The sequence below is a fragment of the Sphingomonas parva (ex Maeng et al. 2020) genome (genome assembly GCF_004564275.1).
GTDB lineage: Bacteria > Pseudomonadota > Alphaproteobacteria > Sphingomonadales > Sphingomonadaceae > Allosphingosinicella > Allosphingosinicella parva.
The window spans coordinates 88,377-111,345 of the sequence record NZ_SPDV01000002.1; the positions used below are offsets into that span (position 1 = coordinate 88,377).

General features: G+C 68.3%; 29 protein-coding genes. 20 read left to right on the forward strand and 9 right to left on the reverse strand.

Translation table 11 applies throughout. The features are described from left to right. Positions 1-52 precede the first annotated feature (52 nt). Both E2493_RS01530 and purE read right to left on the reverse strand, forming a co-directional pair. Positions 53-1,120 (reverse strand): 5-(carboxyamino)imidazole ribonucleotide synthase, encoded by a 1,068-nt coding sequence (locus E2493_RS01530; RefSeq protein ID WP_135083028.1) that lies wholly within the window; start codon positions 1,118-1,120, stop codon positions 53-55. After that, positions 1,117-1,593 (reverse strand): 5-(carboxyamino)imidazole ribonucleotide mutase, encoded by a 477-nt coding sequence (gene purE / locus E2493_RS01535; protein ID WP_135083030.1) that lies wholly within the window; start codon positions 1,591-1,593, stop codon positions 1,117-1,119. Before purE ends, E2493_RS01530 begins: the two co-directional genes overlap by 4 nt. A gap of 222 nt (positions 1,594-1,815) precedes the next feature. On the opposite strand from purE, the gene E2493_RS01540 reads away from it, so the two are divergent. Beyond that, complete coding sequence (locus tag E2493_RS01540) at positions 1,816-2,400, forward strand: GGDEF domain-containing protein (protein ID WP_135083032.1); 585 nt, start codon at positions 1,816-1,818, stop codon at positions 2,398-2,400. A gap of 44 nt (positions 2,401-2,444) precedes the next feature. On the opposite strand, the gene E2493_RS01545 is transcribed toward E2493_RS01540, so the two are convergent. The 4 genes from E2493_RS01545 to E2493_RS01560 are packed head-to-tail and all read right to left on the reverse strand — an operon-like array spanning position 2,445 to position 5,203. Further along, on the reverse strand, positions 2,445-2,795 hold the full coding sequence (locus tag E2493_RS01545) for a YbaN family protein (RefSeq protein WP_135083034.1): 351 nt from the start codon (positions 2,793-2,795) through the stop codon (positions 2,445-2,447). A gap of 13 nt (positions 2,796-2,808) precedes the next feature. Next, positions 2,809-3,495 (reverse strand): 2,3-diphosphoglycerate-dependent phosphoglycerate mutase, encoded by a 687-nt coding sequence (gpmA, locus tag E2493_RS01550; RefSeq protein ID WP_135083036.1) that lies wholly within the window; start codon positions 3,493-3,495, stop codon positions 2,809-2,811. Beyond that, positions 3,495-4,628 carry a M14 family metallopeptidase gene (locus tag E2493_RS01555; protein WP_135083037.1) on the reverse strand — a complete coding sequence of 378 codons (1,134 nt, stop codon included), beginning with the start codon at positions 4,626-4,628 and terminating at the stop codon, positions 3,495-3,497. Before E2493_RS01555 ends, gpmA begins: the two co-directional genes overlap by 1 nt. After that, positions 4,625-5,203, reverse strand: coding sequence for a DUF4136 domain-containing protein (locus tag E2493_RS01560; protein WP_135083038.1), 579 nt, complete (start codon positions 5,201-5,203; stop codon positions 4,625-4,627). Before E2493_RS01560 ends, E2493_RS01555 begins: the two co-directional genes overlap by 4 nt. Before the next feature lie 96 nt (positions 5,204-5,299). Between E2493_RS01560 and galE the strand changes: the two genes are divergently transcribed. The 5 genes from galE to E2493_RS01585 all read left to right on the forward strand — a co-directional run bounded on the left by galE (position 5,300) and on the right by E2493_RS01585 (position 8,937). Continuing rightward, positions 5,300-6,301 (forward strand): UDP-glucose 4-epimerase GalE, encoded by a 1,002-nt coding sequence (gene galE, locus E2493_RS01565; protein ID WP_135083040.1) that lies wholly within the window; start codon positions 5,300-5,302, stop codon positions 6,299-6,301. A gap of 128 nt (positions 6,302-6,429) precedes the next feature. Further along, complete coding sequence (gene ykgO / locus E2493_RS01570) at positions 6,430-6,555, forward strand: type B 50S ribosomal protein L36 (RefSeq protein ID WP_006833921.1); 126 nt, start codon at positions 6,430-6,432, stop codon at positions 6,553-6,555. Positions 6,556-6,630: 75 nt separating this feature from the next. After that, positions 6,631-7,266 (forward strand): HAD family hydrolase, encoded by a 636-nt coding sequence (locus E2493_RS01575; protein WP_135083042.1) that lies wholly within the window; start codon positions 6,631-6,633, stop codon positions 7,264-7,266. 64 nt (positions 7,267-7,330) lie between these two features. Next, a complete protein-coding gene (locus E2493_RS01580; RefSeq protein ID WP_263854051.1) occupies positions 7,331-8,062 on the forward strand; it encodes a histidine phosphatase family protein in 732 nt (243 codons plus the stop codon). Beyond that, positions 8,059-8,937 (forward strand): NAD(P)H-hydrate dehydratase, encoded by an 879-nt coding sequence (locus tag E2493_RS01585; RefSeq protein ID WP_135083046.1) that lies wholly within the window; start codon positions 8,059-8,061, stop codon positions 8,935-8,937. Before E2493_RS01580 ends, E2493_RS01585 begins: the two co-directional genes overlap by 4 nt. Here the strand turns inward: E2493_RS01585 and pyk are convergent, their stop codons facing one another. Continuing rightward, positions 8,938-10,422, reverse strand: coding sequence for a pyruvate kinase (gene pyk / locus E2493_RS01590; RefSeq protein WP_135083048.1), 1,485 nt, complete (start codon positions 10,420-10,422; stop codon positions 8,938-8,940). Between the two features lie 118 nt (positions 10,423-10,540). On the opposite strand from pyk, the gene E2493_RS01595 reads away from it, so the two are divergent. From E2493_RS01595 to pal, 13 genes are all read left to right on the forward strand, one after another. Continuing rightward, entirely contained in the window at positions 10,541-10,783 is a 243-nt protein-coding gene (locus E2493_RS01595; RefSeq protein WP_135083050.1) for a DUF2312 domain-containing protein, read from the forward strand. 119 nt (positions 10,784-10,902) lie between these two features. Beyond that, a complete protein-coding gene (locus tag E2493_RS01600; RefSeq protein WP_135083052.1) occupies positions 10,903-11,646 on the forward strand; it encodes a YebC/PmpR family DNA-binding transcriptional regulator in 744 nt (247 codons plus the stop codon). 104 nt (positions 11,647-11,750) lie between these two features. Beyond that, positions 11,751-12,248: a crossover junction endodeoxyribonuclease RuvC gene (gene ruvC, locus E2493_RS01605; protein ID WP_135083054.1), complete on the forward strand. Its 498-nt coding sequence runs from the start codon at positions 11,751-11,753 to the stop codon at positions 12,246-12,248. Beyond that, positions 12,245-12,847, forward strand: a complete 603-nt coding sequence (ruvA, locus tag E2493_RS01610; RefSeq protein ID WP_135083056.1) for a Holliday junction branch migration protein RuvA — start codon at positions 12,245-12,247, stop codon at positions 12,845-12,847. Before ruvC ends, ruvA begins: the two co-directional genes overlap by 4 nt. A 57-nt stretch (positions 12,848-12,904) precedes the next feature. Then, positions 12,905-13,924, forward strand: coding sequence for a Holliday junction branch migration DNA helicase RuvB (gene ruvB / locus E2493_RS01615; protein WP_135083058.1), 1,020 nt, complete (start codon positions 12,905-12,907; stop codon positions 13,922-13,924). An 18-nt stretch (positions 13,925-13,942) separates the two neighbouring features. Then, positions 13,943-15,112: a DUF3089 domain-containing protein gene (locus E2493_RS01620; RefSeq protein WP_135083060.1), complete on the forward strand. Its 1,170-nt coding sequence runs from the start codon at positions 13,943-13,945 to the stop codon at positions 15,110-15,112. 102 nt (positions 15,113-15,214) lie between these two features. After that, positions 15,215-15,655: a tol-pal system-associated acyl-CoA thioesterase gene (gene ybgC / locus E2493_RS01625; protein ID WP_318531670.1), complete on the forward strand. Its 441-nt coding sequence runs from the start codon at positions 15,215-15,217 to the stop codon at positions 15,653-15,655. Then, positions 15,652-16,347, forward strand: coding sequence for a protein TolQ (tolQ, locus tag E2493_RS01630; protein ID WP_135083064.1), 696 nt, complete (start codon positions 15,652-15,654; stop codon positions 16,345-16,347). Before ybgC ends, tolQ begins: the two co-directional genes overlap by 4 nt. 2 nt (positions 16,348-16,349) lie before the next feature. Beyond that, positions 16,350-16,790 (forward strand): protein TolR, encoded by a 441-nt coding sequence (gene tolR / locus E2493_RS01635; RefSeq protein WP_135083066.1) that lies wholly within the window; start codon positions 16,350-16,352, stop codon positions 16,788-16,790. Next, positions 16,790-17,665 (forward strand): TonB C-terminal domain-containing protein, encoded by an 876-nt coding sequence (locus tag E2493_RS01640; RefSeq protein ID WP_135083068.1) that lies wholly within the window; start codon positions 16,790-16,792, stop codon positions 17,663-17,665. Before tolR ends, E2493_RS01640 begins: the two co-directional genes overlap by 1 nt. 2 nt (positions 17,666-17,667) lie before the next feature. Beyond that, a complete protein-coding gene (locus E2493_RS01645) occupies positions 17,668-18,102 on the forward strand; it encodes a TonB C-terminal domain-containing protein (protein ID WP_135083070.1) in 435 nt (144 codons plus the stop codon). After that, positions 18,099-19,421: a Tol-Pal system beta propeller repeat protein TolB gene (gene tolB / locus E2493_RS01650; protein ID WP_135083072.1), complete on the forward strand. Its 1,323-nt coding sequence runs from the start codon at positions 18,099-18,101 to the stop codon at positions 19,419-19,421. Before E2493_RS01645 ends, tolB begins: the two co-directional genes overlap by 4 nt. 23 nt (positions 19,422-19,444) lie before the next feature. Then, positions 19,445-19,978, forward strand: a complete 534-nt coding sequence (gene pal / locus E2493_RS01655; protein WP_135083074.1) for a peptidoglycan-associated lipoprotein Pal — start codon at positions 19,445-19,447, stop codon at positions 19,976-19,978. Between the two features lie 100 nt (positions 19,979-20,078). On the opposite strand, the gene E2493_RS01660 is transcribed toward pal, so the two are convergent. Both E2493_RS01660 and E2493_RS01665 read right to left on the reverse strand, forming a co-directional pair. Continuing rightward, on the reverse strand, positions 20,079-20,927 hold the full coding sequence (locus tag E2493_RS01660; protein ID WP_135083076.1) for a S1/P1 nuclease: 849 nt from the start codon (positions 20,925-20,927) through the stop codon (positions 20,079-20,081). A gap of 64 nt (positions 20,928-20,991) precedes the next feature. Then, a complete protein-coding gene (locus E2493_RS01665; RefSeq protein WP_135083078.1) occupies positions 20,992-21,918 on the reverse strand; it encodes an isoaspartyl peptidase/L-asparaginase family protein in 927 nt (308 codons plus the stop codon). 136 nt (positions 21,919-22,054) lie between these two features. Between E2493_RS01665 and E2493_RS01670 the strand changes: the two genes are divergently transcribed. Then, positions 22,055-22,969 (forward strand): SPFH domain-containing protein, encoded by a 915-nt coding sequence (locus E2493_RS01670; protein ID WP_404828284.1) that lies wholly within the window; start codon positions 22,055-22,057, stop codon positions 22,967-22,969.

A 22,969-nucleotide genomic window follows, 5' to 3' on the forward strand; every position in this document is an offset into this window, starting at 1 on the left:
CCTTTTCCATGTCTGGCGAGGCCGGGCGCCGGCGGCCCGGCGCTCCGAACTTCTACCGCATCAGCCTCGTGACATGCCCCATCTTGCGGCCCCGGCGCGCCTCACCCTTGCCGTAGAGGTGGAGGTGGGCGGTGCGGTCGGCAAGGATATCTGCCCATCGGTCGGCGGCGTCGCCGAGCAGGTTCCACATCTCCACTCGCGCCGCGACCAGGTCCGTCGCGCCGAGCGGCAGACCGCAGATCGCACGAACATGATTCTCGAACTGCGAGGTGAGGGCGCCCTCGATCGTCCAGTGTCCGCTATTGTGGACCCGCGGCGCCATTTCGTTGAACATCGGCCCCTCGGGTGTCGCGAAGAACTCGAGCGTCAGCACGCCGACATAATCGAGCGCGTCGGCGACCTCACGGGCCAGCGCCTCGGCCTCGCGAATCTGGGGCGCGAGCTCCGCCGGCGCCGGCGCTTCCGAACGGGCGAGGATACCGTCTTCATGGGTGTTGCGCGGGACCGGCCAGGTCACGGTCTCGCCGTCCTCGCCGCGGCAGAGGAGAACGGAGAATTCGGCGCTGAAATCGACGAACGCCTCCAGGATCGACGGCGCGCCGCGAACGGCCTCCCAGGCCCCGGCGGCATCTTCCGGTGCCAGGATTCGGGCCTGACCCTTGCCGTCATAGCCGAAGCGGCGCGTCTTGAGCACCGCCGGCGTCCCGACCTCCGCCAGCGCGGCATCGAGCTCCTCCCGGCTCGAGACGGCGGCGAAGCGCGGCGGACGACCGCCGAGATCACGCACGAAGCTCTTCTCGCGCATCCGGTCCTGCGCGATCTCGAGGGCGCGGCGCGGCGGGTAGAGCGGCGCCTCGGCTGCGAGCGCGCTCAGCGGTCCGGCGGCGATGTTCTCGAACTCATAGGTGGCGACATCGACGCTGGCGCCGAAGCGGGCGAGCGCCGTCTCGTCGTCCCAGCCGCCGCGGGTGAACAGGGCCGACACTTCGGCCGCTGGCGGAGCCTCGTCGGGCGCATAGACATGGCATTTGTAGCCCAGCTGCGCGGCGGCGACGGCAAGCATGCGGCCGAGCTGGCCGCCGCCGACGATCCCGATCGTGGCGCCGGGCGGGATCGTCATTCCGGGCTCTCCGCGACGCTCTCGGTCTGCCGCTGCCGCCAGTCGTCGAGGCGCGCGGCCAGCGCCGGGTCCGAGGTTGCAAGGATGGCCGCGGCGAGCAGGCCGGCGTTGATCGCCCCGGCCTTGCCGATCGCCAGGGTGCCAACCGGTATGCCGCCGGGCATCTGGACGATCGAGAGGAGGCTGTCCATGCCGGACAGCGCCTTCGATTCCACCGGTACGCCGAGCACCGGCAGCCGGGTCATCGCCGCCGCCATGCCGGGCAGATGGGCCGCGCCCCCGGCGCCGGCGACGATCACCTTCAGACCGCGCGCGGCGGCACCCCTGGCATAATCGTACAGTCGCTCGGGGGTACGATGGGCGGAGACGACTTTCGTCTCATAGGCGACGCCGAGCTCGTCGAGCGTCTCGGCGGCATGGCGCATCGTCTCCCAATCCGAGCGGCTGCCCATGATGATCCCGACGACTGCCATGCCCCACCCTCTCCAACGCGGCGATGCGGCACCTCTAATCGGGCCTCTTGAGAGTGGCAACGGGCGGCGCGGCTCACCGTTTCGGGGCGCCTTGCGTCCGGGTGCGGGGGCGAGCACAGGCGCTCCGCTCGTGTCATCGTCAGGCCACGACAGGAGCATGTCTGGAAAGCGCGATGCGAGGCCTTCGTGCTATCTTAACCAAGTGCGGCATAGGGTGGCCGCATGTCCGACCAGTCGACCCGCTTCGCCGCCGAATCCTCCGCCAGCCTCGCGCAGGAGAACGAGCTTCTGCGTGCCGCCCTTGCCGACGCGCAGCGCCGGATCGAGCAGCTGGAAGCGCTGGCGGAAGGCGATGCGCTGACCGGTCTCGCCAATGCCCGCCGCTTCGCGCAGGAGGTGGAACGGGTCGCCGGTCATGCCGCGCGCCACGGGACGCCCGCCGCCCTGATCTCGTTCGAGCTGAAGGGGATCGAGGCGATCGTCGCGCGTCATGGCGAGCCGGTCGGTCAGGCCGCCATCGCTCAGGTCGCCCGCACCCTCGGCGGCCTGATCCGCGCGACAGACCAGCTGGCGCGCACCGATGAGGTGGGCTTCGGCCTGCTCGTCGACCATCTCGATCAGAACAGCGCGATCGAGACCGGGGAGCGGCTGGCCCGCTGTATCGCCCGCGCGCCGCTCGACCTCGCCGGCGCCCAAATCCCGCTGGAGGTGATCGTCGCGACCACCGGCATCATGCCGGGAGATGAGGCCGGCGCCGTGCTCGCCCGTGCCGCCCGCAACCTCAGCCGGGCCCGCGAGGAGGCCTGAGCGTCCTTCGCTCCCGAGCAGGTGGAACGTCGGTCCCGCCGCGGCTAGGCTTCCGGCCGCGTCCAGATCCAGCTTCCGCCGATCGCCGCCGCGGCCAGCGGCACGAGGCTCCATGGGAGCGGCGCGAAGACTAATCCGGTCGCCGCGCTGATCGCGAACGCAAGCAGCGCCGCTCGCTTGCCGCGCCTGCTGATCGCGCCGCGGCTGCGCCACGCGACGATGTGCGGTCCGAAGCGCGGATGGCGCACCAGCCAGGCTTCGAGCGGCGGATGGCCTCGCGCGAAGAAGAATGCGGCAAGCAGTACGAACGGCACCGTCGGCAGCAGCGGCAGCACTGCGCCCGCCGCAGCCAGGATCAGCGAGAGCGTGCCGAGGAAGATGTAGGCCAGGCGCATCCCGGCCCCTTCTTCACCGCTCGTGGAGGTAGTAGCGCTCGACTTCCGCAAGATCGTCGTCGAGCTGGTAGACGATCGGCTTGCCGGTCGGGATCTCGAGGCTTGCGATCTCCTCGTCCGAGATGCCGGAGAGGTGCTTGACGAGCGCCCGTAGCGAATTGCCGTGGGCAGAGATCAGCACCCGGTTTCCGGCCTTGAGCGCAGGCGCGATCCGTGCCTCCCAATAAGGCAGAACGCGCGCGATCGTATCCTTGAGGCTCTCCGTCGCGGGCACTTGGATGCCGTCGTAGCGGCGGTCGGCGGCGAGATCGTAGGGGCTGCCAGCCTCCATCGGCGGCGGCGGAATGTCGAACGATCGCCGCCAGATGCGGACCTGCTCCTCGCCGTGCTTGGCCGCGGTCTCCGCCTTGTTGAGGCCGGTCAGGCCGCCGTAATGCCTCTCGTTGAGGCGCCAGTCCTTCTCCACGGGCAGCCACAGCCGCCGCATCTCCTCGAGCGCGAGGTTCAGCGTCCGGATCGCGCGGGTCTGCAGACTGGTGAAGCAGAGATCGAAATCCAGGCCTTTCGCCTGCATCAGTACGCCGGCCTCGCGGGCTTCCTCGACACCCTTGTTGGTGAGATCGACGTCCCACCAGCCGGTGAAGCGATTCTCCAGGTTCCAGGCCGATTGGCCATGACGGATGAGGACCAGGCTCGGCATCAGCGCTTCCCTGCCGGAATTTCGTCGATGATCGCGTAAAGTGCGTCCATGCAGGCGCGGGCGAGCAGGCGGCAGCGGTCCGGCGACCAGCCGTAGACCGGATCCGGCATGTCCTCATTGTCCTTGAACGGCATCTCCAGCGTCATCGAGACGGCGCCGAACCGCTCGGCCAGTTGCGCCGTCGACATCGACATGTTGGCCTGCCCTGGCTTGGCGATCTCATAACCCTGCTTGGTCTGGAAATCGGGGGTGACGCGGACGAGCTCGTCGCTGAACCGGTCGAACAGGCCCTGCTGCCGCTCGTTCCAGCTGGGAATGCCTTCGAAGCCGGCGAGGAAATTGGCCGGGATCGCCTCGTCGCCATGCACGTCCATCGCGAAATCAACGCCGGTGCGGTCCATCTCGTTGCGAACGCACAGCACTTCCGGGCTGCGCTCCGCGCTCGGCGCGTGCCATTCGCGATTGAGGTTGGTGCCGACCGCGTTGGTGCGCAGGTGGCCGCGGCGGGTGCCGTCCGGATTCATGTTCGGCACGATGTGGAAGGTGGCGCGGTCGCGCAGGCGGCGGGACACCGGATCCGAATCGTCCAGCAGGCGCTCGATCGCGCCCTCCATCCACCATTCGGCCATCGATTCGCCAGGATGCTGACGGGCGTAGAGCCAGACCTGCAGGGGGCCATCGCCGATCGAGAGATAGTCGATCTCCTGGCCGTCGAGGCTCTGCCCGAGGGCGCGGTAGCGGACCGCCGGATGGGCCGCGGCCGTGGCGACGAGATCGTGGTGCATCTCCATCGTGTACGGCGCGAAATAGGCGAACCAGACGCTGTTCGCCTCCGGCGTGACCCGGATGGTGAGGATGCCGCTCTCGTAGCTGGTGTCGGTGCGGACCCACTCTTCGCGATCATAGGACATGCAGGCACGATAGCCGTCCCAGCCGAGCGGGTAGGCGGAGCCGGCGCAATTGAGGATGCGCAGTTCCACCGGCTGGCCGGCTGCGCCGGTGAGGCGGAACGAAAACCATTGGTAGAAATCGGAGGACTGGTCCTTGACGATCTCGAGGTCCAGGCGGTTGCCGTCGATGGCGACCAGGCGAATGTTGCCGCCGTCGAAGGCGCTCGTAACGGAGAGGGTCATCGAACCCTGATAGTGCGGCCCGACTCCCCGGGGAAGTCCCGAAACAGGGCGCTCGCGAGGCGCTCGACGGCGGCGGGCGTGGCGGCCGCGGCGCTTCCTGTCCGAGCCTCGGTCACCGCCCGTCCTTCCCAGAATACGGTGGCGTCCGAACGCCTCCGAATGGCCACCTCGAGGAGGGTGGCGGTGATGTCGGCGGAAGTACCGGCGGGCACGGTTGCCGCGACGCCGCGGCCGATCCGCGCGGCGCTCAGCGTCGCGATCGCCTCCCGGCTGCCCTGCTCGACGTCGATCAGGGCGATCTGCTCCGATTGGCCGGTGGTATCCACCACGGTCCAGCCGAGCCGGGTCAGCTCGCGCGCGATCGTCGCCGCCACCGCCGGATAGTCCGGGCGATTGACGTCGGCCCGGTCGAACGGTTCGATCGCGATCTGCGTCTTGGCGATCGAGGGGCCGCCGAGGTGGAACCGGGCCACCTCCACGTCTCCGCCGCCGCTGCCGTTGCCGCCGCCGGTCGCGCAGGCGGACAGGGCAAGCGCCAGCAGCATCGCTCCGCCACGCAGAAAAGCTGTTTTCATTCCGGCACCTCCTGGTCTAGCGGCAGCGTTCGTACAGGCCTGTAACGATCGTTCAGCGCATCTGCCGCTCAACGGTTCCCGAGAGGAAAGATGGACATGACGGGTTCGAAGCCGACGGTGCTGGTCACGGGCGGAGCAGGCTATATCGGCAGCCATGCGGTCCTGGCACTGCTCGATGCCGGCTGGCGGGTGGTGGTGATCGATAATCTCACCACCGGGTTCGAATGGGCGGTGCCGAAGGAGGCGGTGTTCGCCAAGGGCGACATCGCCGATCAGGCGCTGGTCGGCCGGCTGATCGAGGGACACGGCATCGGCGCGATCATCCATTTCGCCGGATCGATCGTCGTGCCCGAATCGGTCGAGAACCCGCTCAAATATTACGAGAACAATACGGTGAAGAGCCGGGCTCTGATCGAAAGCGCCGTGCGGGGCGGGGTCAAGCATTTCATCTTCTCCTCGACCGCCGCGACCTATGGCATTCCCGAGCAGGTGCCGGTCACCGAGACCGCCCGAACCCAGCCGATCAATCCCTACGGCTGGTCGAAGCTGATGACCGAGCGGATGCTCGCGGACGTCGCCTTCGCCCATCCGATCAACTTCTGCGCCCTACGGTATTTCAACGTCGCCGGGGCGGATCCGCGCGGCCGCTCGGGCCAGTCGACCGCCGGCGCGACGCACCTGATCAAGGTCGCGGTCGAGACGGCGACCGGCAAGCGCGGTCACGTGGCGGTCTACGGCACCGACTACGAGACGCCGGACGGCACCGGCGTGCGCGACTATATCCACGTCAGCGATCTCGCCGATGCGCACGTTCATGCGCTCGAGAAATTGATCGAGGATCCGTCCTCCAGCCACATCATGAACTGCGGCTACGGCCGTGGTTTCTCGGTGCTCGAGGTGCTCGACGCGGTCGACCGGGTCACCAACATGACGATCGAGCGCAAGATGGAGCCCCGGCGCGCCGGGGATCCCGGCAGCCTCGTCGCGGACAACGGCAAGATCATCGAGACGCTGCCGTGGCGGCCGAAGCTCGCTGATCTCGAGACGATCGTCCAGCATGCCCTCGCCTGGGAGCGCAAGCTCGCCGAGCGTGGTTGACCGCCTGCGGTGCCCGGCGACGCCGCGGCGGCTCCGGAACCGCAGAATCGCTTGACTTGCGGCCGCTCCGCCCATAGGTGGGCGCCTCATTTTCCAGCAATTCGATTTGAAAGACAGGTCGTTCGGCCATGAAGATCCGCAACTCGCTCAAGTCCCTCAAGTCGCGCCACCGCGACTGCCGCGTGATCCGCCGCCGTGGCCGCACCTACGTCATCAACAAGACGAATCGCCGCTTCAAGGCTCGCCAGGGCTAAGCCCGCGCGGGACCCGGGCATGTGCGCCCGCCTTACCGGCGGGCGTTTTCGTGCGTGGTCCCTGCCGAGTCCCCGATGACCTTGCCTGACGCCCAGCCGGTGGATCGCCCGACGGCCGTCGTCTTCGACGTCGGCAACGTCCTCTACGGCTGGGATCCGGAGAGCTTCCTCGCGCGGCAATTGCCCGAGGACGAGGCGCGGCTGCGCTTCATCGAGGACGTCGGTCTGTGGGAATGGCACGATTCGCTCGACGGCGGACGTGATTTCGCCGAGGCGGCCGCCGACCTCAGCGGACGCTTTCCCGAATATGCCCATTTGATCTCTGCCTGGGGCGATCGCTTCGGCGAGACGATCACCGATCCGATCCCCGGCGTCCATGCCCTGGTCGAGGCGCTCGACGCCCGCGGCGTGCCGCTGTTCGCGATCACCAACTTCTCAGGTGATTTCTGGCCGCCGTTTCGTGCGCGGGAGGAAGCCTTCTTCGGCCGGTTCCGGGACATCGTCGTCTCCGGCACCGAAAAGATGATGAAGCCGGATCCGGCGATCTACTATCTGGCGCTTGACCGCTTCGGTCTGCGCCCCGATCAGGCCCTGTTCGTCGACGATCGCGTGATCAACGTGGAGGGGGCTCGCGCCGTCGGCATGCGCGCCCACCTCTTCACCGACGCCGACGACCTGCGCCGGCGCCTGGAGGCCGAAGCGCTGCTCTGAACCTTCTGCCGTTTCGCGCTTTCAACGAACGATGCGGCAGAGGTGGCCATCGAGATTGTGGCTGGTGAGGCACGGCCAGAGCGCGGGAAACGTCGCGCGCGACGCCGCGGACGCGGCGGGCCAGGCGATGATCGATCTCGCCGTCCGTGACGTCGACATTCCGTTGAGCCCGCTCGGCCAGCGCCAGGCCCACGCGCTCGGCGAATGGTTCGCCAAGCTTCCGGAGGAAGAGCGGCCTCAGGTCGTCCTCTCTTCGCCTTATGTCCGCGCGCAGGAAACTGCGAAGGCAATCTGCGCCGCCGGCGGTACCACGTCCGACGCCAAGAAGCTGGTCGTCGACGAACGGCTGCGCGAACGGGAGTTCGGCATCCTCGACAGGCTGACGACGATCGGCATCCAGGAGCGCTATCCGGACCAGGCGGAGCATCGCGCCCTCCTCGGCAAATTCTATCACCGCCCGCCCGGCGGGGAGAGCTGGGCGGACGTGATCCTGCGCCTCCGCAGCGCCCTCGACACAATCAGTCTCCATTATGCCGACAAGCGCGTGCTGGTCGCCTGTCACCAGGTGGTCGTGCTCTGCTTCCGCTACATCCTCGAGGAGATGAGCGAGGCGCAGGTGATCGGCATCAGCCGGGAGAGCAATGTCCTGAACTGCGGTGTCTGCGAATATGCGTTCGAGCCGGACGACGACGCGCTCTGCGCGCCGAGCCTCGTCCGCTACAACCACGCCGCACCGTTGATCCAGGAGCAGGCGCCGGTCACCGCCGAGCCCGAGGCGATCGTGGGGGTGCGGTGAGCGCGCCGGAGACGCTCGATCGGGAATTGCTCCGCCGCTTCCCGCTGCCGAACCACCCCGATGGCGGCGACAAGGAGGAGAGGGGGCGCGTCCTCGTCATCGCCGGCAGCCGCGAGCTCGCCGGCGCCGCCTATCTCGCCGGCATCGGCGGCCTGCGCGCGGGCGCCGGCAAGCTCCAGATCGCCACCGCGGCCAGCGTTTCGGTACAGCTCGGCGTCGCCATTCCCGAAGCGCGGGTGATCGGCCTCGAGGAGACGGAGGAGGGGTGCCTCGCGCCGAGCGGCATCGAGCCGCTGCTTCGTTGGGCCGAGAGCGCGCAGGCGATCATGATCGGCTGCGGTCTCCAGCATGGGCGGCCTCTCGACGAACTGCTCGACGCGCTGTTCGGCGCCCGTCTCGACCGGCCCCTGGTGCTCGACGCGGCGGTGCTCGGCTCGCTCGCGCCGCGCGCAGCGGCCCTTCGCGCCTGGCCAGGCGGCGCGATCCTCCTCCCTCACGCGGGAGAGATGGCACGCCTGCTCGAATGGGAGCCCGAAAGGGTGGCGGGAGATCCCCGCGCTGCGGCGGCGACCGCAGCCGAGCGCTTCAACGCAGTGGCGCTGATCAAGGGACAATATAGCCACATCGTCGCGCCCGACGGCCGCGCCTTCCGCTTCGAAGGCGGCGGCGTCGGCCTCGCCACCTCGGGCTCGGGGGATACGCTCGCCGGCATCGTCGGCGGCCTCGCCGCCCGTGGTGCCGATCCGCTCACCGCTGCCCTCTGGGGCGTCTACCTCCACGGTGAGGCGGGCCGGCGGCTGGCGAAGGAGGTCGGCCGAATCGGTTTCCTGGCGCGCGAATTGCTCGATCAGGTGCCGAAGCTGCTCGAGAGCTGATCAGCCCTCGCCGGCGCGGTACCGCTCGAGCTCGTCGCCGACAAGCCGGACGATATGGATGACGTTGGTCGATCCCGGGGTCCCGAACGGCACGCCGGCGGTGACGATGATCCGCTGACCGCCCTTGGCGATGCCGTGGCGCAGCGCCATGCGCTTCGACTTGGCGATCATCTCCTCGAAGCTCGCCACGTCGCGGGTGCGCACCGCATGCGCGCCCCACAGGAGGCCGAGGCGACGGGCCGTCCGCTCGGACGGCGTCAGCACCAGCATCGGCACCGCGGGACGCTCGCGAGAGACGCGGCGCGCGGTCGAGCCGGACGAGGTGAAGCAAACGATCGCCGCGGCGCTTACCGTGCCCACCATCGTGTTGGCGGCATGCGCGATGGCGTCGGCGGTGGTCGCCTCCGGTAAGGTCTCGGTGAAGTGAACGCGGGCGGCGTGGCTCGGATCGGCTTCGACGCTGGTCGCGATGCCGTTCATGATCGTCACCGCCTCGATCGGGAAGGAACCCGACGCGCTCTCGGCGGAGAGCATCACGGCGTCCGCGCCGTCGTAGACAGCGGTCGCCACGTCCGAGACCTCGGCGCGGGTCGGCGTCGGCGCGCTGATCATCGATTCGAGCATCTGTGTCGCGACCACCACCGGGCGGCCGAGGCGGCGCGCCGCCTCGACGATTCGTTTCTGGAGCGGCGGCACTTCCTCCGGGGGAAGCTCGACGCCGAGGTCGCCGCGCGCGACCATCACGGCGTCGGCGAGCTCGAGGATTCCTTCCAGCCGGTCGATCGCCGCCGGTTTCTCGATCTTGGCGAGGAGCGAGGCGCGTCCGGCAATCAGGCGCCGCGCCTCCGCAACGTCTTCGGGCCGCTGCACGAACGACAGCGCGATCCAGTCGACGCCCTGCTCCAGCGCGAAGGCGAGATCGGCGCGATCTTTCTCGGTCAGCGCGGCAAGCGGCAGCACGACGTCGGGCACGTTCAGGCCCTTGTTGTTCGAGATGCGTCCGCCGACCTCGATCTTCGCCTCGATGCGGTCCGCCGTCACCGACACGACGCGGGCGACGATCTTGCCGTCGTCGATCAGCAGCCGTGTGCCGGGCTCCACCGCCTCGTAGATTTCCTTGTGCGGCAGGTTCGCCCGGCTCGCGTCGCCCGGAGTCTCGTCGCGGTCGAAGACATAGGTCTGGCCGTTCTCCAGCACCGCCCCGCCATCCGCGAACTTGCCGACGCGCAGCTTCGGCCCCTGAAGATCGGCGAGGATCGTGGTCGGCCGCTCCAGATCCTTCTCGAGCGAGCGGATCGTCCGGATCAGCTTCAGATGGTCCTCATGGCTGCCGTGGCTCATGTTGACCCGGAAGGCGTCCGCGCCCGCTTCGGCGAGCTTGCGGATCATTTCCGGCGAGTTGCTCGCCGGCCCCAGGGTCGCGAGGATGCGGACCTTGCGGGTGCGCGGGGTGAATTTGCTGGGCTTGGTTTCGCTGTTCGGCATCCGGCGGGGCATTAATCACTTCTGCCGACGTTTCAACTCAGGCATTCCACGGCTTGAGCCTTGGAGCCCCAGGTCCTAGAGGCGCCGCTTCATTTCATCACATCCCGGGGTAGGGCAAATGGCAGAAGGTACGGTTGCGGCCGAGGAGCTGCGGCTTCTCATCGAGCGAATCGAGCGTCTCGAGGAAGAGAAGAAGGCGATCGCCGACGACGTGAAGGACGTCTATCTCGAGGCCAAGTCGCGCGGCTACGATACCAAGACGATGCGGGCGATCATCCGCCTGCGGAAGATGGAGGCACACGCCCGCCAGGAAGCGGACGCGCTCCTCGAGACCTACAAGGCGGCGCTCGGCATCGAGTGAGGCTCCGCGACTCGGGCGGCGGCGCGGTGTCCCGCGCCCGCCGTGCGGGCGCTTCCCCCTCCGCCGATCAGCGTTTACACAGCGCCGTCTTCCAAACCATTCGAAGGTGAGTTGCGGCTATGGCCGGCCACAGCAAGTTCAAGAACATCATGCACCGCAAGGGCGCGCAGGATAAGAAGCGCTCCGCGATGTTTTCCAAGCTGTCGCGCGAGATCACCGTCGCGGCGAAGATGGGCACCCCGGATCCGGCGATGAACCCACGCCTGCGCGCCGCCGTGCTGGCCGCCAAGGCGCAATCGATGCCGAAGGACAACATCCAGCGCGCCATCGAAAAGGCGTCCGGCGGCGACGCCGACAATTACGAGGAGCTGCGCTACGAGGGTTTCGGCCCCGGCGGCGTCTCGCTGATAGTCGATGCGTTGACCGACAATCGCAACCGCACCGCCACCAACGTTCGCACGATCTTCTCGAAGAACGGCGGCAATCTCGGCGCCTCCGGATCGGTCAGCCATGGCTTCGACCGGCTCGGCCTGATCACCTATCCGGCTGCCGCGGGCAGCGCCGACGCCGTGCTCGAGGCGGCGATCGAGGCCGGCGCGGAGGATGTCGAATCGGACGAGGACGGTCACCAGGTGTGGACCGCCCAGGAGAGCCTGCACGAGGTCGCCAAGGCGCTGGAGAGCTCGCTTGGCGAGGCCGAGAGCACCAAGCTCGCCTGGCGCCCGCAGACCCCCGTCTCGGTCGATGGTGACGACGCCGGCCAGCTCCTCAAGCTGATCGACGCGCTCGAGGACGACGACGACGTCCAGACCGTCTGGGGCAATTACGAAGTCTCCGACGAGGTCCTCGAGAAGCTCGGTTAGCATGGCCGGAACGCCGGCCGAGGAGGCGTTTCGCTCTTCACGGCCAGCATCCACTCCGCCATCATCAAGGCTATGCCGATCAACCCCGCCATGGCCCGCACGCAATGATCATCCTCGGCCTTGACCCCGGCCTCGCCTGCACCGGCTGGGGCGTGATCCGCGCCGACGGAAACCGTCTCGGCCACGTTGCCAATGGTCAGATCCGTACCGATGCGAAGGCGGCGCTCTCCGCGCGCCTCAGCCTGCTCTACGAGGGCCTCGGCGCGGTGCTCGACCAGCACCAGCCCGCCGCGGCGGCCGTCGAGGAGGTGTTCGTGAACGAGAATCCGCAGTCGACGCTGAAGCTCGGCCAGGCGCGCGGAGTCGTCCTGCTCTCCGCCGCCCGCCACGGCCTCGTCGTCGGCGAATATGCGCCAAGCCTGGTCAAGAAGGCGGTGGTCGGCACCGGCGGCGCCGACAAGGCGCAGGTCCATGCCATGGTCTCGCGGCTGCTGCCCGGTGTGAAGATTGCCGGCGCCGATGCCGCCGACGCCCTCGCCGTCGCCATCACCCACGCCCATCATCTCGCCAGCGCCCGCGCACTCGGAAGCCACGCGGCATGATCGCGAAGCTGCGCGGCCTGCTCGACGGCTTCACCGCCGAGACGGCGGTGATCGACGTGAACGGCGTCGGCTATCTCGTCTTCGCCTCCTCGCGGACCCTCTCGGCGCTAGGTGCGATCGGCAGCGAAGTGGTGATCCATACCGAGATGCAGGTGTCGGAGGACGACATCCGCCTGATCGGCTTCGCGACGGGCGAGGAGCGCGACTGGTTCCGCCTGCTACGCTCGGTCCAGGGCGTCGGCACCAAGGTGGCGCTCGCCATCCTTTCGGCGCTCTCGGCCGACGAGATTCACCGCGCCATCGCCAGCGGCGATCATCGCATGCTCGGCCGAGCCAATGGGGTCGGCCCGAAGCTCGCGCAACGCATCGCGCACGAGCTCAAGGACAAGGCCGGCGGCGTGGTGCTTGGCGCAGGCGTGCCGGGCGTGGCGCCGCCGCCGCCCGGCAGCGTCAGCGCCGATGCCGCCTCGGCCCTCGCCAATCTCGGCTTCAAGCCCGGCGAGGCGGCCGCCGCCGTCGCCAAGGCGGAGGCGGAGCTCGGCCCCGGCACGACGCTCGACGCCCTGGTACGCGCCGCGCTCAAGAAAGCGGCGCGCTGATCGGCAGCGACAAGATAGGCCCTCGACAGCCCGCTGAGGTGCACTAAAGCTGCCGCGGTGGAGCAGGAACGTATCGTGAGCGGCGGCCGCCGTCCGGAGGATCTCGACGCGGCGCTGAGGCCGAAGACGCTCGATGAATTCGTCGGGCAGAAGGCGGCGCGGGAGAACCTGCGCGTCTTCATCCAGGCCGCCAAGAGCCGCGGCGACGCGCTCGATCACGTTCTCTTCTTCGGGCCGCCTGGGCTCGGGAAGACGACGCTCGCCCAGATCATCGCTCGAGAACTCGGCGTCGGCTTCCGCGCGACCTCCGGCCCGGTCATTGCCAAATCGGGAGATCTCGCGGCGCTGCTCACCAATCTCGAGGACGGTGACGTGCTGTTCATCGACGAGATCCATCGGATGAGTCCTGCGGTCGAGGAAGTGCTCTATCCGGCGATGGAGGACCGCGCGCTCGACCTGATGATCGGCGAAGGACCGTCGGCGCGCTCCGTGCGGATCGATCTGCCCCGCTTCACCCTTGTCGGCGCGACGACCCGGCAGGGGCTGATCACCACCCCCCTTCGCGATCGCTTCGGCATTCCCGTGCGGCTGCAATTCTACTCTGTGGAAGAGCTCGAGCAGGTCGTCCGCCGCGCCGCGCGGCTGCTCGACCTGCCGATGACCTCAGACGGAGCGCACGAGGTTGCGCGACGCTCGCGGGGCACCCCGCGCATCGCCGGACGGCTGCTGCGCAGGGTCCGCGACTTCGCGCATGCCGCGGGGCACGAGGAGGTCGATGCGAAAGCGGCCGACGCTGCCCTCAACCGTATGGAGGTCGATCAGCTCGGCCTCGATGCCATGGACCGTCGCTACCTCCACATGATCGCCGACATCTACAAGGGCGGGCCGGTCGGCGTGGAAACTCTGGCCGCTGGCCTTTCCGAGCCGCGCGACACGATCGAGGAAGTGATCGAGCCCTATCTGATCCAGCTCGGCCTGATCGCCCGCACGGCGCGCGGGCGCTGCCTCAACGGGCGCGGCTGGACGCATCTGGGGCTGACGCCGCCGCGAAATGGCCAGGACGGGCTGTTCGACTGACAACGAGAGGGAGGGGACATGGGGATCTTGGGGAAACTGGCGCTCGGCGCGCTTTTGGCGGTCGGAGCGCCCGTGCTCGCGCAGCAGCAGGCTCCCGCCGCGCCGCCGGCTCCGGCGGGCGCGCCCGATTACACCCAGGCGGCAAGCTGGCTGTGCCTGCCGGGCCGCGCCGACATCTGCGCCGAGCCGATCCCGACTACCGCGCTCAATCCGAACGGCTACGGCTCGACCGGCCAGGCGAAGCCGGCGGCAAATCCGAAGATCGACTGCTTCTACGTCTATCCCACCGTCTCGCGCGACGCGGGCCTGAACTCGGACCTGCAGGCCGGTCCGGAGGAGACCTATACCGCCCAGGCCCAGTTCGCCCGCTTCGCCGGCGTCTGCCGTCCGTTCGCGCCGATCTATCGACAGGCGACGCTCGCGGCCCTGCTCGGCCAGCTTTCCGGGGGTGGCGGTGCGGCCCAGGCGATGGCCACGGCCTATGAGGACGTGCTCGCCGCCTGGCGCGACTATCTCCAGAACCGCAATCAGGGGCGTCCGTTCGTGCTGATCGGCCACAGCCAGGGCACGATCCACCTGACCCGTCTGCTCGCCTCCGAGATCGAGAATGGACCGGCCGCTTCGAGGATGCTCTCGGCGATCCTGCTCGGCTTTCCGGTCGAGGTCCCCGAGGGCGCGCTGGTCGGCGGAACCTTCAAGAAGATGCCCTTGTGCAGCCGCGTCGGCGAGACCGGCTGCGTGATCACCTACACGTCGTTTCGCGCCACCAACCCGCCCCCGCCCGGTGCGATGTTCGGCCGCGCGACGACGCCCGGCATGACCGCCGCCTGCACGAACCCCGCGCGGCTACGCAAGGAAAGCACCGCGCTGGACAGCTATTGGCCGACCGGCGTGTTGCTGAGCGGCAATCCGGACACCATCCGATGGTCGAGCGAGGGGGCGCCGCCGAGCACCTATCTGAGGACAGAGGGCCTGGTCTCTGCGACCTGTGTCAATCGGGGGCCGGTCGGCTATCTGTCCGTGATGGTGAGTGCCGATCCCGCGGACGCGCGCACCGACGAGATCCCTGGCGACGTCGCGGTGGCCGGACGACCGCTGCCCGGCTGGGGCATGCACCTTGCCGACATGTCTCTCGCGCAAGGCGATCTGATCGCCCTCGTCGAGGCGCAGGCGGCGGCGCGGCGCTGACCAGCGCTCGACGCAGAAACCCTTCGGCTCGTCCCGCGACGGCCGAAGGGGCTTGCCCCCCATGACTCCCGCTCCCTAGACGCCGAAGCGATGGGCGGGGAAATGCCACTTCCGGCGAACGGCGTGCTTCAGGGCGGCACGCACCTGTTTCCCGTGCGCGTCTATTTCGAGGACACGGACGTCGCCGGTATCGTTTATTACGCCAATTATCTCCGCTTCATGGAGCGGGCGCGCTCGGACATGCTGCGCGCGATCGGCGTCGATCAGCGCGGCGCGCTGGAAGCGGGCGAAGGCGTCTATGCGGTGGCCGAGGTCGCGGTCCGCTACAAGGCACCGGCAAAGCTCGGCGACGACCTTCTCGTCGTCACGAAGATCGAGGAGATACGCGCGGCGAGCGTGCTCATTCATCAACAGGTCATCCGGGGAGAGGAATTGCTCGTCGACGCGCATGTGACGGCCGCCTTCCTCACTCCGGAAGGCCGTCCCAGGCGCCAGCCGCGCGCCTGGGTCGCAGAGTTCCAGCGGCTGCAAGGAGAGAAATGAGCGTGGCGAATGTCGAGATGGCGAGCAGTGCGATGTCGCCGGTGGCCCTGTTTCTCCAGGCGGATATCGTCGTCAAGGCGGTGATGATCGGCCTGCTCCTGGCCAGCTTGTGGACCTGGGCGATCATCATCGGACATTGGCTCAAGGTTCGCCGCCTCTCCGCCGGAAGCGAGACGTTCGAGCGCGATTTCTGGAAGGCCGACGACATCGACCGCTTCTACGATCAGCGCGGCAAGGAAGACGTGCCGAGCGCCAAGGTCTTTGCCGCCGGCCTCACCGAATGGCGCCGCTCGACCGCCGGCGCGCGGGTGGACCGTGAAGGGACGCGCGCCCGCCTGGCCGTGGCGATGCACGCCGCGGTCGGCGCGGAGGTCGATCGCATCGCCAGTCGGCTCAACATCCTCGCGACCGTCGGCTCCGTCGCGCCGTTCGTCGGCCTGTTCGGCACGGTCTGGGGGATCATGCGCAGCTTCACCGCAATCGCCGGCGCCAACAACACCAGCCTCGCCGTGGTCGCGCCGGGCATTGCCGAGGCGCTGTTTGCCACCGCCCTCGGCCTGTTCGCCGCCATCCCGGCGGTCATCGCCTACAACCGCATGACCTATGGCGTGAACCGCATCGAGGCCCGCCTGCAGCGCTTCGCCGACGGCTTCCACGGCACGTTGAGCCGCGAGCTGGACCAGGAGGGCTGATCATGGCGATGGGCCCCATCCACAGCGGCGGGCAAAGGAGCCGTCGCACGCCGATGGCCGAGATCAACGTCACGCCGATGGTCGACGTGATGCTGGTGCTGCTGATCATCTTCATGGTCACGGCGCCGCTGCTCACCGCCGGCGTGCCGGTCGATCTGCCCGACAGCAAGGCAGGCGCTCTCGACCAGGAGCAGGAGCCGGTGCAGATCTCGCTCGATCCGTCGGGCGCGATCTTCCTCGGCGACACGCCGGTGCCGGCCGAAGAGCTTGGCGCGCGGCTCGCCGCGATTGCCTCCGGCGCTACTGAGAAAGGCGGTCCGCGCGTATTCCTGCGCGCCGATCGCGGCCTCGACTACGGCCGCGTGATGGCCGTGATGGGCGAGATCAACAATGCAGGCCTCCGCAAGGTCGCCCTGGTGACCGTCGCCGGCGAGGGCCAGTGATGGACCGGACGGAGGCGACTGGCTTCGGTATCGCGTTCGCGGGGCATGCCGCCCTGCTCGCGGCGCTGTCGCTCGGCCTCGCCACCGTCCACATGCCGGTCCGCAACGATCCGATCGAGGTTTCGCTGGTCGACGAGGTCGCGCTGCAAAGCGCGTCTCCAACGCCAACGCTCGAGGCGCCCGCGCCGATGCTGGGAGAGGTGGAAGGCCCGCCGGAGCCCGTTGCCGCGCCTTCGCTCCCCGAGCCGACGCCAACGCCGCAGGTCGAGCCGCAGCCGCAGCCGCGCGTCGAGCCCAGGGCCGCGCCGCCCGCGCCCGCCCCGCGGCCGACGCCGCAGCCGGTGCGTCGTCCGCCTCAGCCCCAGCCACAGCCGAAAGCGGCACCGCCGAAGGCTGCGCCCAAACCGGCTCCGCCCAGGAGCAACCCCAAGCCGGCCCCCGGCGGCCAGGCGCAATCAAAGGCGTCCAACAATCCGCGCTCGACCGGGCGCCTCGACGGCCTGCTGAGCGGCATCGGCGCGACGCCCTCGCAGAGCAAGTCGACCACGCCGCCGGCCAGCACGATTGGCTCAGCGCAGCGGAGCGCCCTTCGCGCCGAGGTTCAGCGCCAGCTCAAGCCGCACTGGAAAGCGCCGACGGGCGCCGATGCCGAGCAGTTGCGCACCGTCGTGACGGTGACGCTGTCGCGTAGCGGTGCGGTCGTCGACATCGGCGATATCGAAACGACCGGTATCACTGCGAGCAACCGCGCGCAGGTGAAACTGCATCAGGAGCAGGCGGTGCGGGCCATCCGCCTCGCCGCTCCGTTCCGCCTGCCCGCCGAATATTATGAGGCCTGGAAGGTCATCCAGCCCACCTTCGACAGGAGGCTCTAGCCATGGCCTTGCTGCCCCTGCTCGCCGGACTCATCGCCTGTCTAGCCGCCAGCGTGGCGGCACAGGCAGCAGGTGAGGCCATGCCTCCGACGCGCACCTCAGAGGCGACGATGCGACAGCCGGGGAGGGCGGAGCACGCACGGCTCGCACTCGAGGTCATCCGGCAGGTGAAGCCGCACTGGAAGGCTCCTGCCGGAGCCGGCGCCGAGCAGATGCAGACGACGGTCGAGTTGACCCTGTCTCCCACGGGCGAAATCACGAATGTCGAACCGATCGGCACGACCGGTGCGACGACCGCCACGGCCGCCCTGGTCAAGCGGCATCAAGACAATGCCGTCCGCGCGATCCGTCGGGCGGCGCCCTTTCGACTTCCACCTCAATCCTACGATGCTTGGAAAGTTATCCGGCTGACGTTCGACAGAAGGCTATCGAAATGAAGAAACTGATCCTGGCCAGCCTCGCCCTGGGCGTCGCGACCGCTTCTGCCGCCCAGGGGCCGCTCAGCGTCGACGTGACCGACACCAGCGCCGAGGACATGACGATCGCGGTTCCGGTGATGCCGACGCCGGAGACGGTCGGCACCGTCGCCGGCACCACCGAAGCGCTCGGCCGCCAGGTGGCCGAAGTGGTCGCAGGCGATCTCTCGCGCAGCGGCCTGTTCAAGCCGGTCGGCCCGGGCGGTGTTCGCGCCGTGAGCTTTCCGGAGGTCACGGCGCCCGCCTTCGAACATTGGGCCGGCACGGGCGCTGCCGCGCTCGTCCAGGGGTTCGTTCGCGCCAATGCCGACGGGCAGCTCACCGTCGGCTGTTATCTCTACGATGTCGCCCTCAGATCGGAGCTGACCCGCGCCGGCTACGTGGTGGCGCCGCGCGACTGGCGCCGGGCAGCGCACAAATGCGCCGACGCCATCTATGCCCGCCTCTCCGGCGAGAGCCCGTTTTTCGACAGTCGCATCGCCTATATCGCGGAGAGCGGCCCGAAGGATCGGCGGGTGAAGCGGCTGGCGATCATGGATTCGGATGGGGCGAACCATCGCTTCCTGACCAACGGCCAGTCGACCGTGCTGACGCCGCGCTTCTCGCCGGACTACAAGCAGATCGTCTACCTCAGCTACATCGACAACCGGCCGCGGATCTACATCTACGACATCGGCACCGGCCGGCAGCGGGTGGTCACCGAGAGCGCGAACCAGACCTTCGCGCCGCGCTTCTCGCCCGACGGTCGCTGGATCCTCTACTCGATGGCCGTCGCCGGCAATACCGACATCTACCGCGTCTCGGTGAATGGCGGGCCGTCGCAACGCTTGACCAACACGCCCGGCATCGACGTCGGCGGCAGCTATTCGCCGGACGGCTCGCGGATCGTGTTCGAGAGCGATCGCTCGGGCAAGCAGCAGCTCTACGTGATGAATGCCGATGGCTCGAACCAGCACCGGATCAGCTTCGGCGGAGGCTCTTATGCCACGCCGGAATGGAGTCCCCGCGGCGATCTGATCGCGTTCACCAAGATCGCCGGCAACTTCCGCATCGGCGTGATGACCCCGGACGGCAGCGGTGAGCGGCTGCTCACCAACAGCTGGCAGGACGAAAGCCCCACCTGGTCGCCCAACGGGCGGGTGCTGCAGTTCTTCCGCACCGGCCAGGGACGAAATGGCGGCTCGAGCGTGTGGCAGGTCGATCTGACTGGCGTGAACGAGCGCCGGATCCCGACGCCACTGGAGGGATCGGACCCAACCTGGGGGCCGCTCCTGCCGTGACAGATTTGCAAGAGGAGAAGACGATGAACTCAGCCAGCCTCAAGATCGTCGCGATCGCCGCTGCGCTCGCCCTGACCGCGGGCTGCGGGAAGAAGGACCCGAAGGAAATTCCGCCGCCTCCGGCCGGATCCGAGGGCACGACCACCGGCAATGACGGGACTGGCCAGGACGTCGGGACGACCGTGGTACCCGGCTCGCGCGCCGACTTCCTCCGCACCGTCGGGCAAGGCCAGGATCGGATCTTCTTCGAGACGGACAGCTATTCGGTCGACGACGAGGATCGCCGCATCCTCGACGCGCAGGCCGCCTGGCTGCAGGCGAACCCGAACGTGCGGGTGACGATCGAGGGTCACGCCGATGAGCGCGGGACCCGCGAGTACAACCTCGCTCTTGGCGACCGCCGCGCCAACGCCGCCAAGAACTACCTCCAGAGCCGCGGCATCTCGCCGACCCGGATGAACGTCATCAGCTGGGGCAAGGAACGCCCCGAGGCGCTGGGCTCCGACGAGAGCGCCTGGGCCCAGAACCGCCGTGCGGTGACGGTGGTGCCGGAATGAGGCGGTCTCCCCCTCTCCCGGTCTGCGGGAGAGGGGGGCGAATCAGTGTGTGACCCGTGTCGATTGAAGGCCGCCTTTCTCCTGCGCGGAGAGGAGAGTTCTACGAAAGCGCCTCGTCCAGCAGTCGTCCGAGCCGAAGCCCGCCGCGCGCGATCTGCTTGCGAATGACCGGCACGAGCCGCCGCGTGGTCGCCTCGTCGATCGTCGGTCGCGCTGTCGGAGTCGGGCCGCAGGGATCGCCTAGCACGGTAGCGTAGGCGTAATCCCGGCTCGCTTCCCAGCTCTCGCGGCTCCAATCCTCGATCGAGCCCTGAGCCGCAACGGCGCGCTCGCCGGGGTCGAGCTCCGACAGGATGCCTGCCGCCTCGCCTGGAGGATTGGAGATGCCGCGATCGGCAAGATAGCCGTCCCAGATCGAGTGAAGGTTGGTACGCCCGCCGATCACGCCGTAATTGGCGCCGAGGCGGTTGCCGCCGAGATCGCCCCGATCCCCGGCGTGCAGCGGCATGTGCAGATCGCCGACGAAATGGGCGAGGAAGGCGAGCGCCATCAGCCGCTCCCGGACCGGCAGGGTCTCGTCAGCAAGCAGCTTGGCGTTCCGCTCGATCTGCGCGGACACGCAATTGCCGTCCTTGCAGGCTTCCTTCAGGTCGAACGGCTTGCACACGTCGACATTCTGATAATGCCAGGACGCGCTGTAGCTGAACCGCTCCTTCAGCGTCTTGATGCAGTCCGGCCAGTACGCGGCGTCCTCGATGTCGCGGATCGGACAGGTCGGAGTTTCGAGCGTCCGGGCCTGGGCGATCAGCCGGTCGATCTTCGCCCGGGTCGCCGGGCTGGCGGTCATGTAGCCGATCCGGCCGACGGTATGATGGCCATATTCCCACCAGGCAGCCGCGGGCGATGCGGCAAGCAGGAGGGCGAGGAAGGGGAGGATACGCTTGAACATCGGGATACTCGTGCGCTGCAGCCGGCCGCCGGAAACGACCGCGCTTATCTGACTGATTTTGCGGCTATTCGTCCGCGTAGATGGCGACTCGGCGGCCATCCGCCGAAGCAACGCCGCGATACATTCCGGGCGTGTTGAACGCAAAGGCCGCCTCGCCTGCTGACGTCACGACGATCACGCCGCCGGTCCCGCCCAGCGCTCCGACGTCGGCGATCACGCTGTCCGCGGCGGTTCGCACGCCTTCGCCCAGCATCCGCATGCGCGCGCAGATCTCCTGAGCGACGGTCGCCCGGATGAAGAATTCGCCGGCCCCGGTCGCCGAGACCGCACCGGCGCGATCGTCGGCATAGGTGCCGCAGCCGATCAGCGGAGTGTCGCCGATCCGCGCCCAACGTTTGCCGGTGAGACCGCCGGTCGAGGTGGCGGCCGCCACATGTCCGTTCGAATCGACTGCGACCGCGCCGACGGTGCCGTATTTCAGGTCCGCATCGAAATAGTCGGCCTGTGAGCGCATGTCCTCGAGCGCGGCGCGGCGCTCCGGCGTCGCGAAATATTCCGGCGGTGCCTGCTCGAGATCGTGATCGCGCGAGAATTGATCGGCGCCCTCGCGGCTGAGGAAGACATGGGGGCTTTGCTCCATCACCGTTCGGGCGAGGGTGATCGGATTTCGGGTGGCGGTCACGCCGGCGACGGCTCCGGCGTTCCGGTTGCGGCCGTCCATGATGGCGGCATCCATCTCGATCGTGCCCTGGTAGGTGAAGACCGATCCGCGACCGGCGTTGAAATGTGCATCGTCCTCGAGTTCCCGGGCAGTCGCCTCGACCGCGTCCAGCGCGCTGCCGCCGGCCTCCAGGATCGCCGCGCCGGTCTTCAACGCGTGGTCCAGCGCCGCCCGGATCGCCCCCTCCTGCTCCGCGGACAGGAGATGCCTCTCGATGACCCCCGCGCCGCCGTGGATGACCAGCTTCCAGGGTGTCGAACGATCGCTCATCGGGGGCTCCGCTTCCGGCCAGAGGGTAACGCCCCCGTCCCCTATCCGTGCCGGGGCGCACCGGCAACCGGCCTGCCGAATCTGCTTGCTCTCAGATTGCGATATAAATATGATATCATTATTAGGGAGGGCATGGATGATGATCTCGTCTCAAGGAAATTCCGATCTGCGGGCACTTCGTCTCTCGCGCGAGCGCCAGGCGCAGACGTTCAGCGGCTATGCGATGCTGCTGGTGCTCCTGTTGTTCGCCGCTGCGGCGATCGGCGGCTTCGCGCTGATCGCGTCGCGCATTCCTCTGCCTGGGGCGGCCCTGTTCGTCCTTGGCGTCCTCGGCGCCTTGTTCGTCGCGGCGGGCTTCTACTTCCTGCAGCCGAACCAGGCGGCGGCGATCCTGCTGTTCGGCGATTATCGCGGAACCGATCGCAAGGCCGGCCTACGCTGGCGCTGGCCCTGGCTTACCCGAACCAAGATCTCCACGCGTGTGCACAACGTCACGTCGGAGCGGCTGAAGGTGAACGACCTTCGCGGCAATCCGATCGAGATTGCGTCGAACGTCGTCTGGCGGGTCACCGACACCGCCCAAGCCCTGTACGACGTCGATGATTACACCAAGTTCGTCTTCGTCCAGATCGAGAGCGCGGTCCGCGCCATCGGAGCGCGCTACCCTTATGACGACATCGAGCATCAGGAGACGACGCTGCGCGGCCATGCCGACGTGGTCAGTGAGGAATTGAAGACGGAGCTCCAGGACCGCGTTTCGGTCGCCGGCATCACGATCGACGAATGCCGCCTGACCCACCTCGCTTATGCCGCCGAGATCGCCCAGGCGATGCTGCGCCGCCAGCAGGCCGAGGCGGTGATCGCCGCGCGGCAGAAGCTGGTCACCGGCGCCGTGACCATGGTGGAGAGCGCGCTGCAGATGCTTTCCGAAAAGGAGGTCGTCGAGCTGGACGACGAACGCCGGGCCGCCATGGTCTCGAACCTGATGGTCGTGCTTTGTTCGGAGCGGGACACGCAGCCCGTGGTCAACACCGGCACGCTCTACCAATAG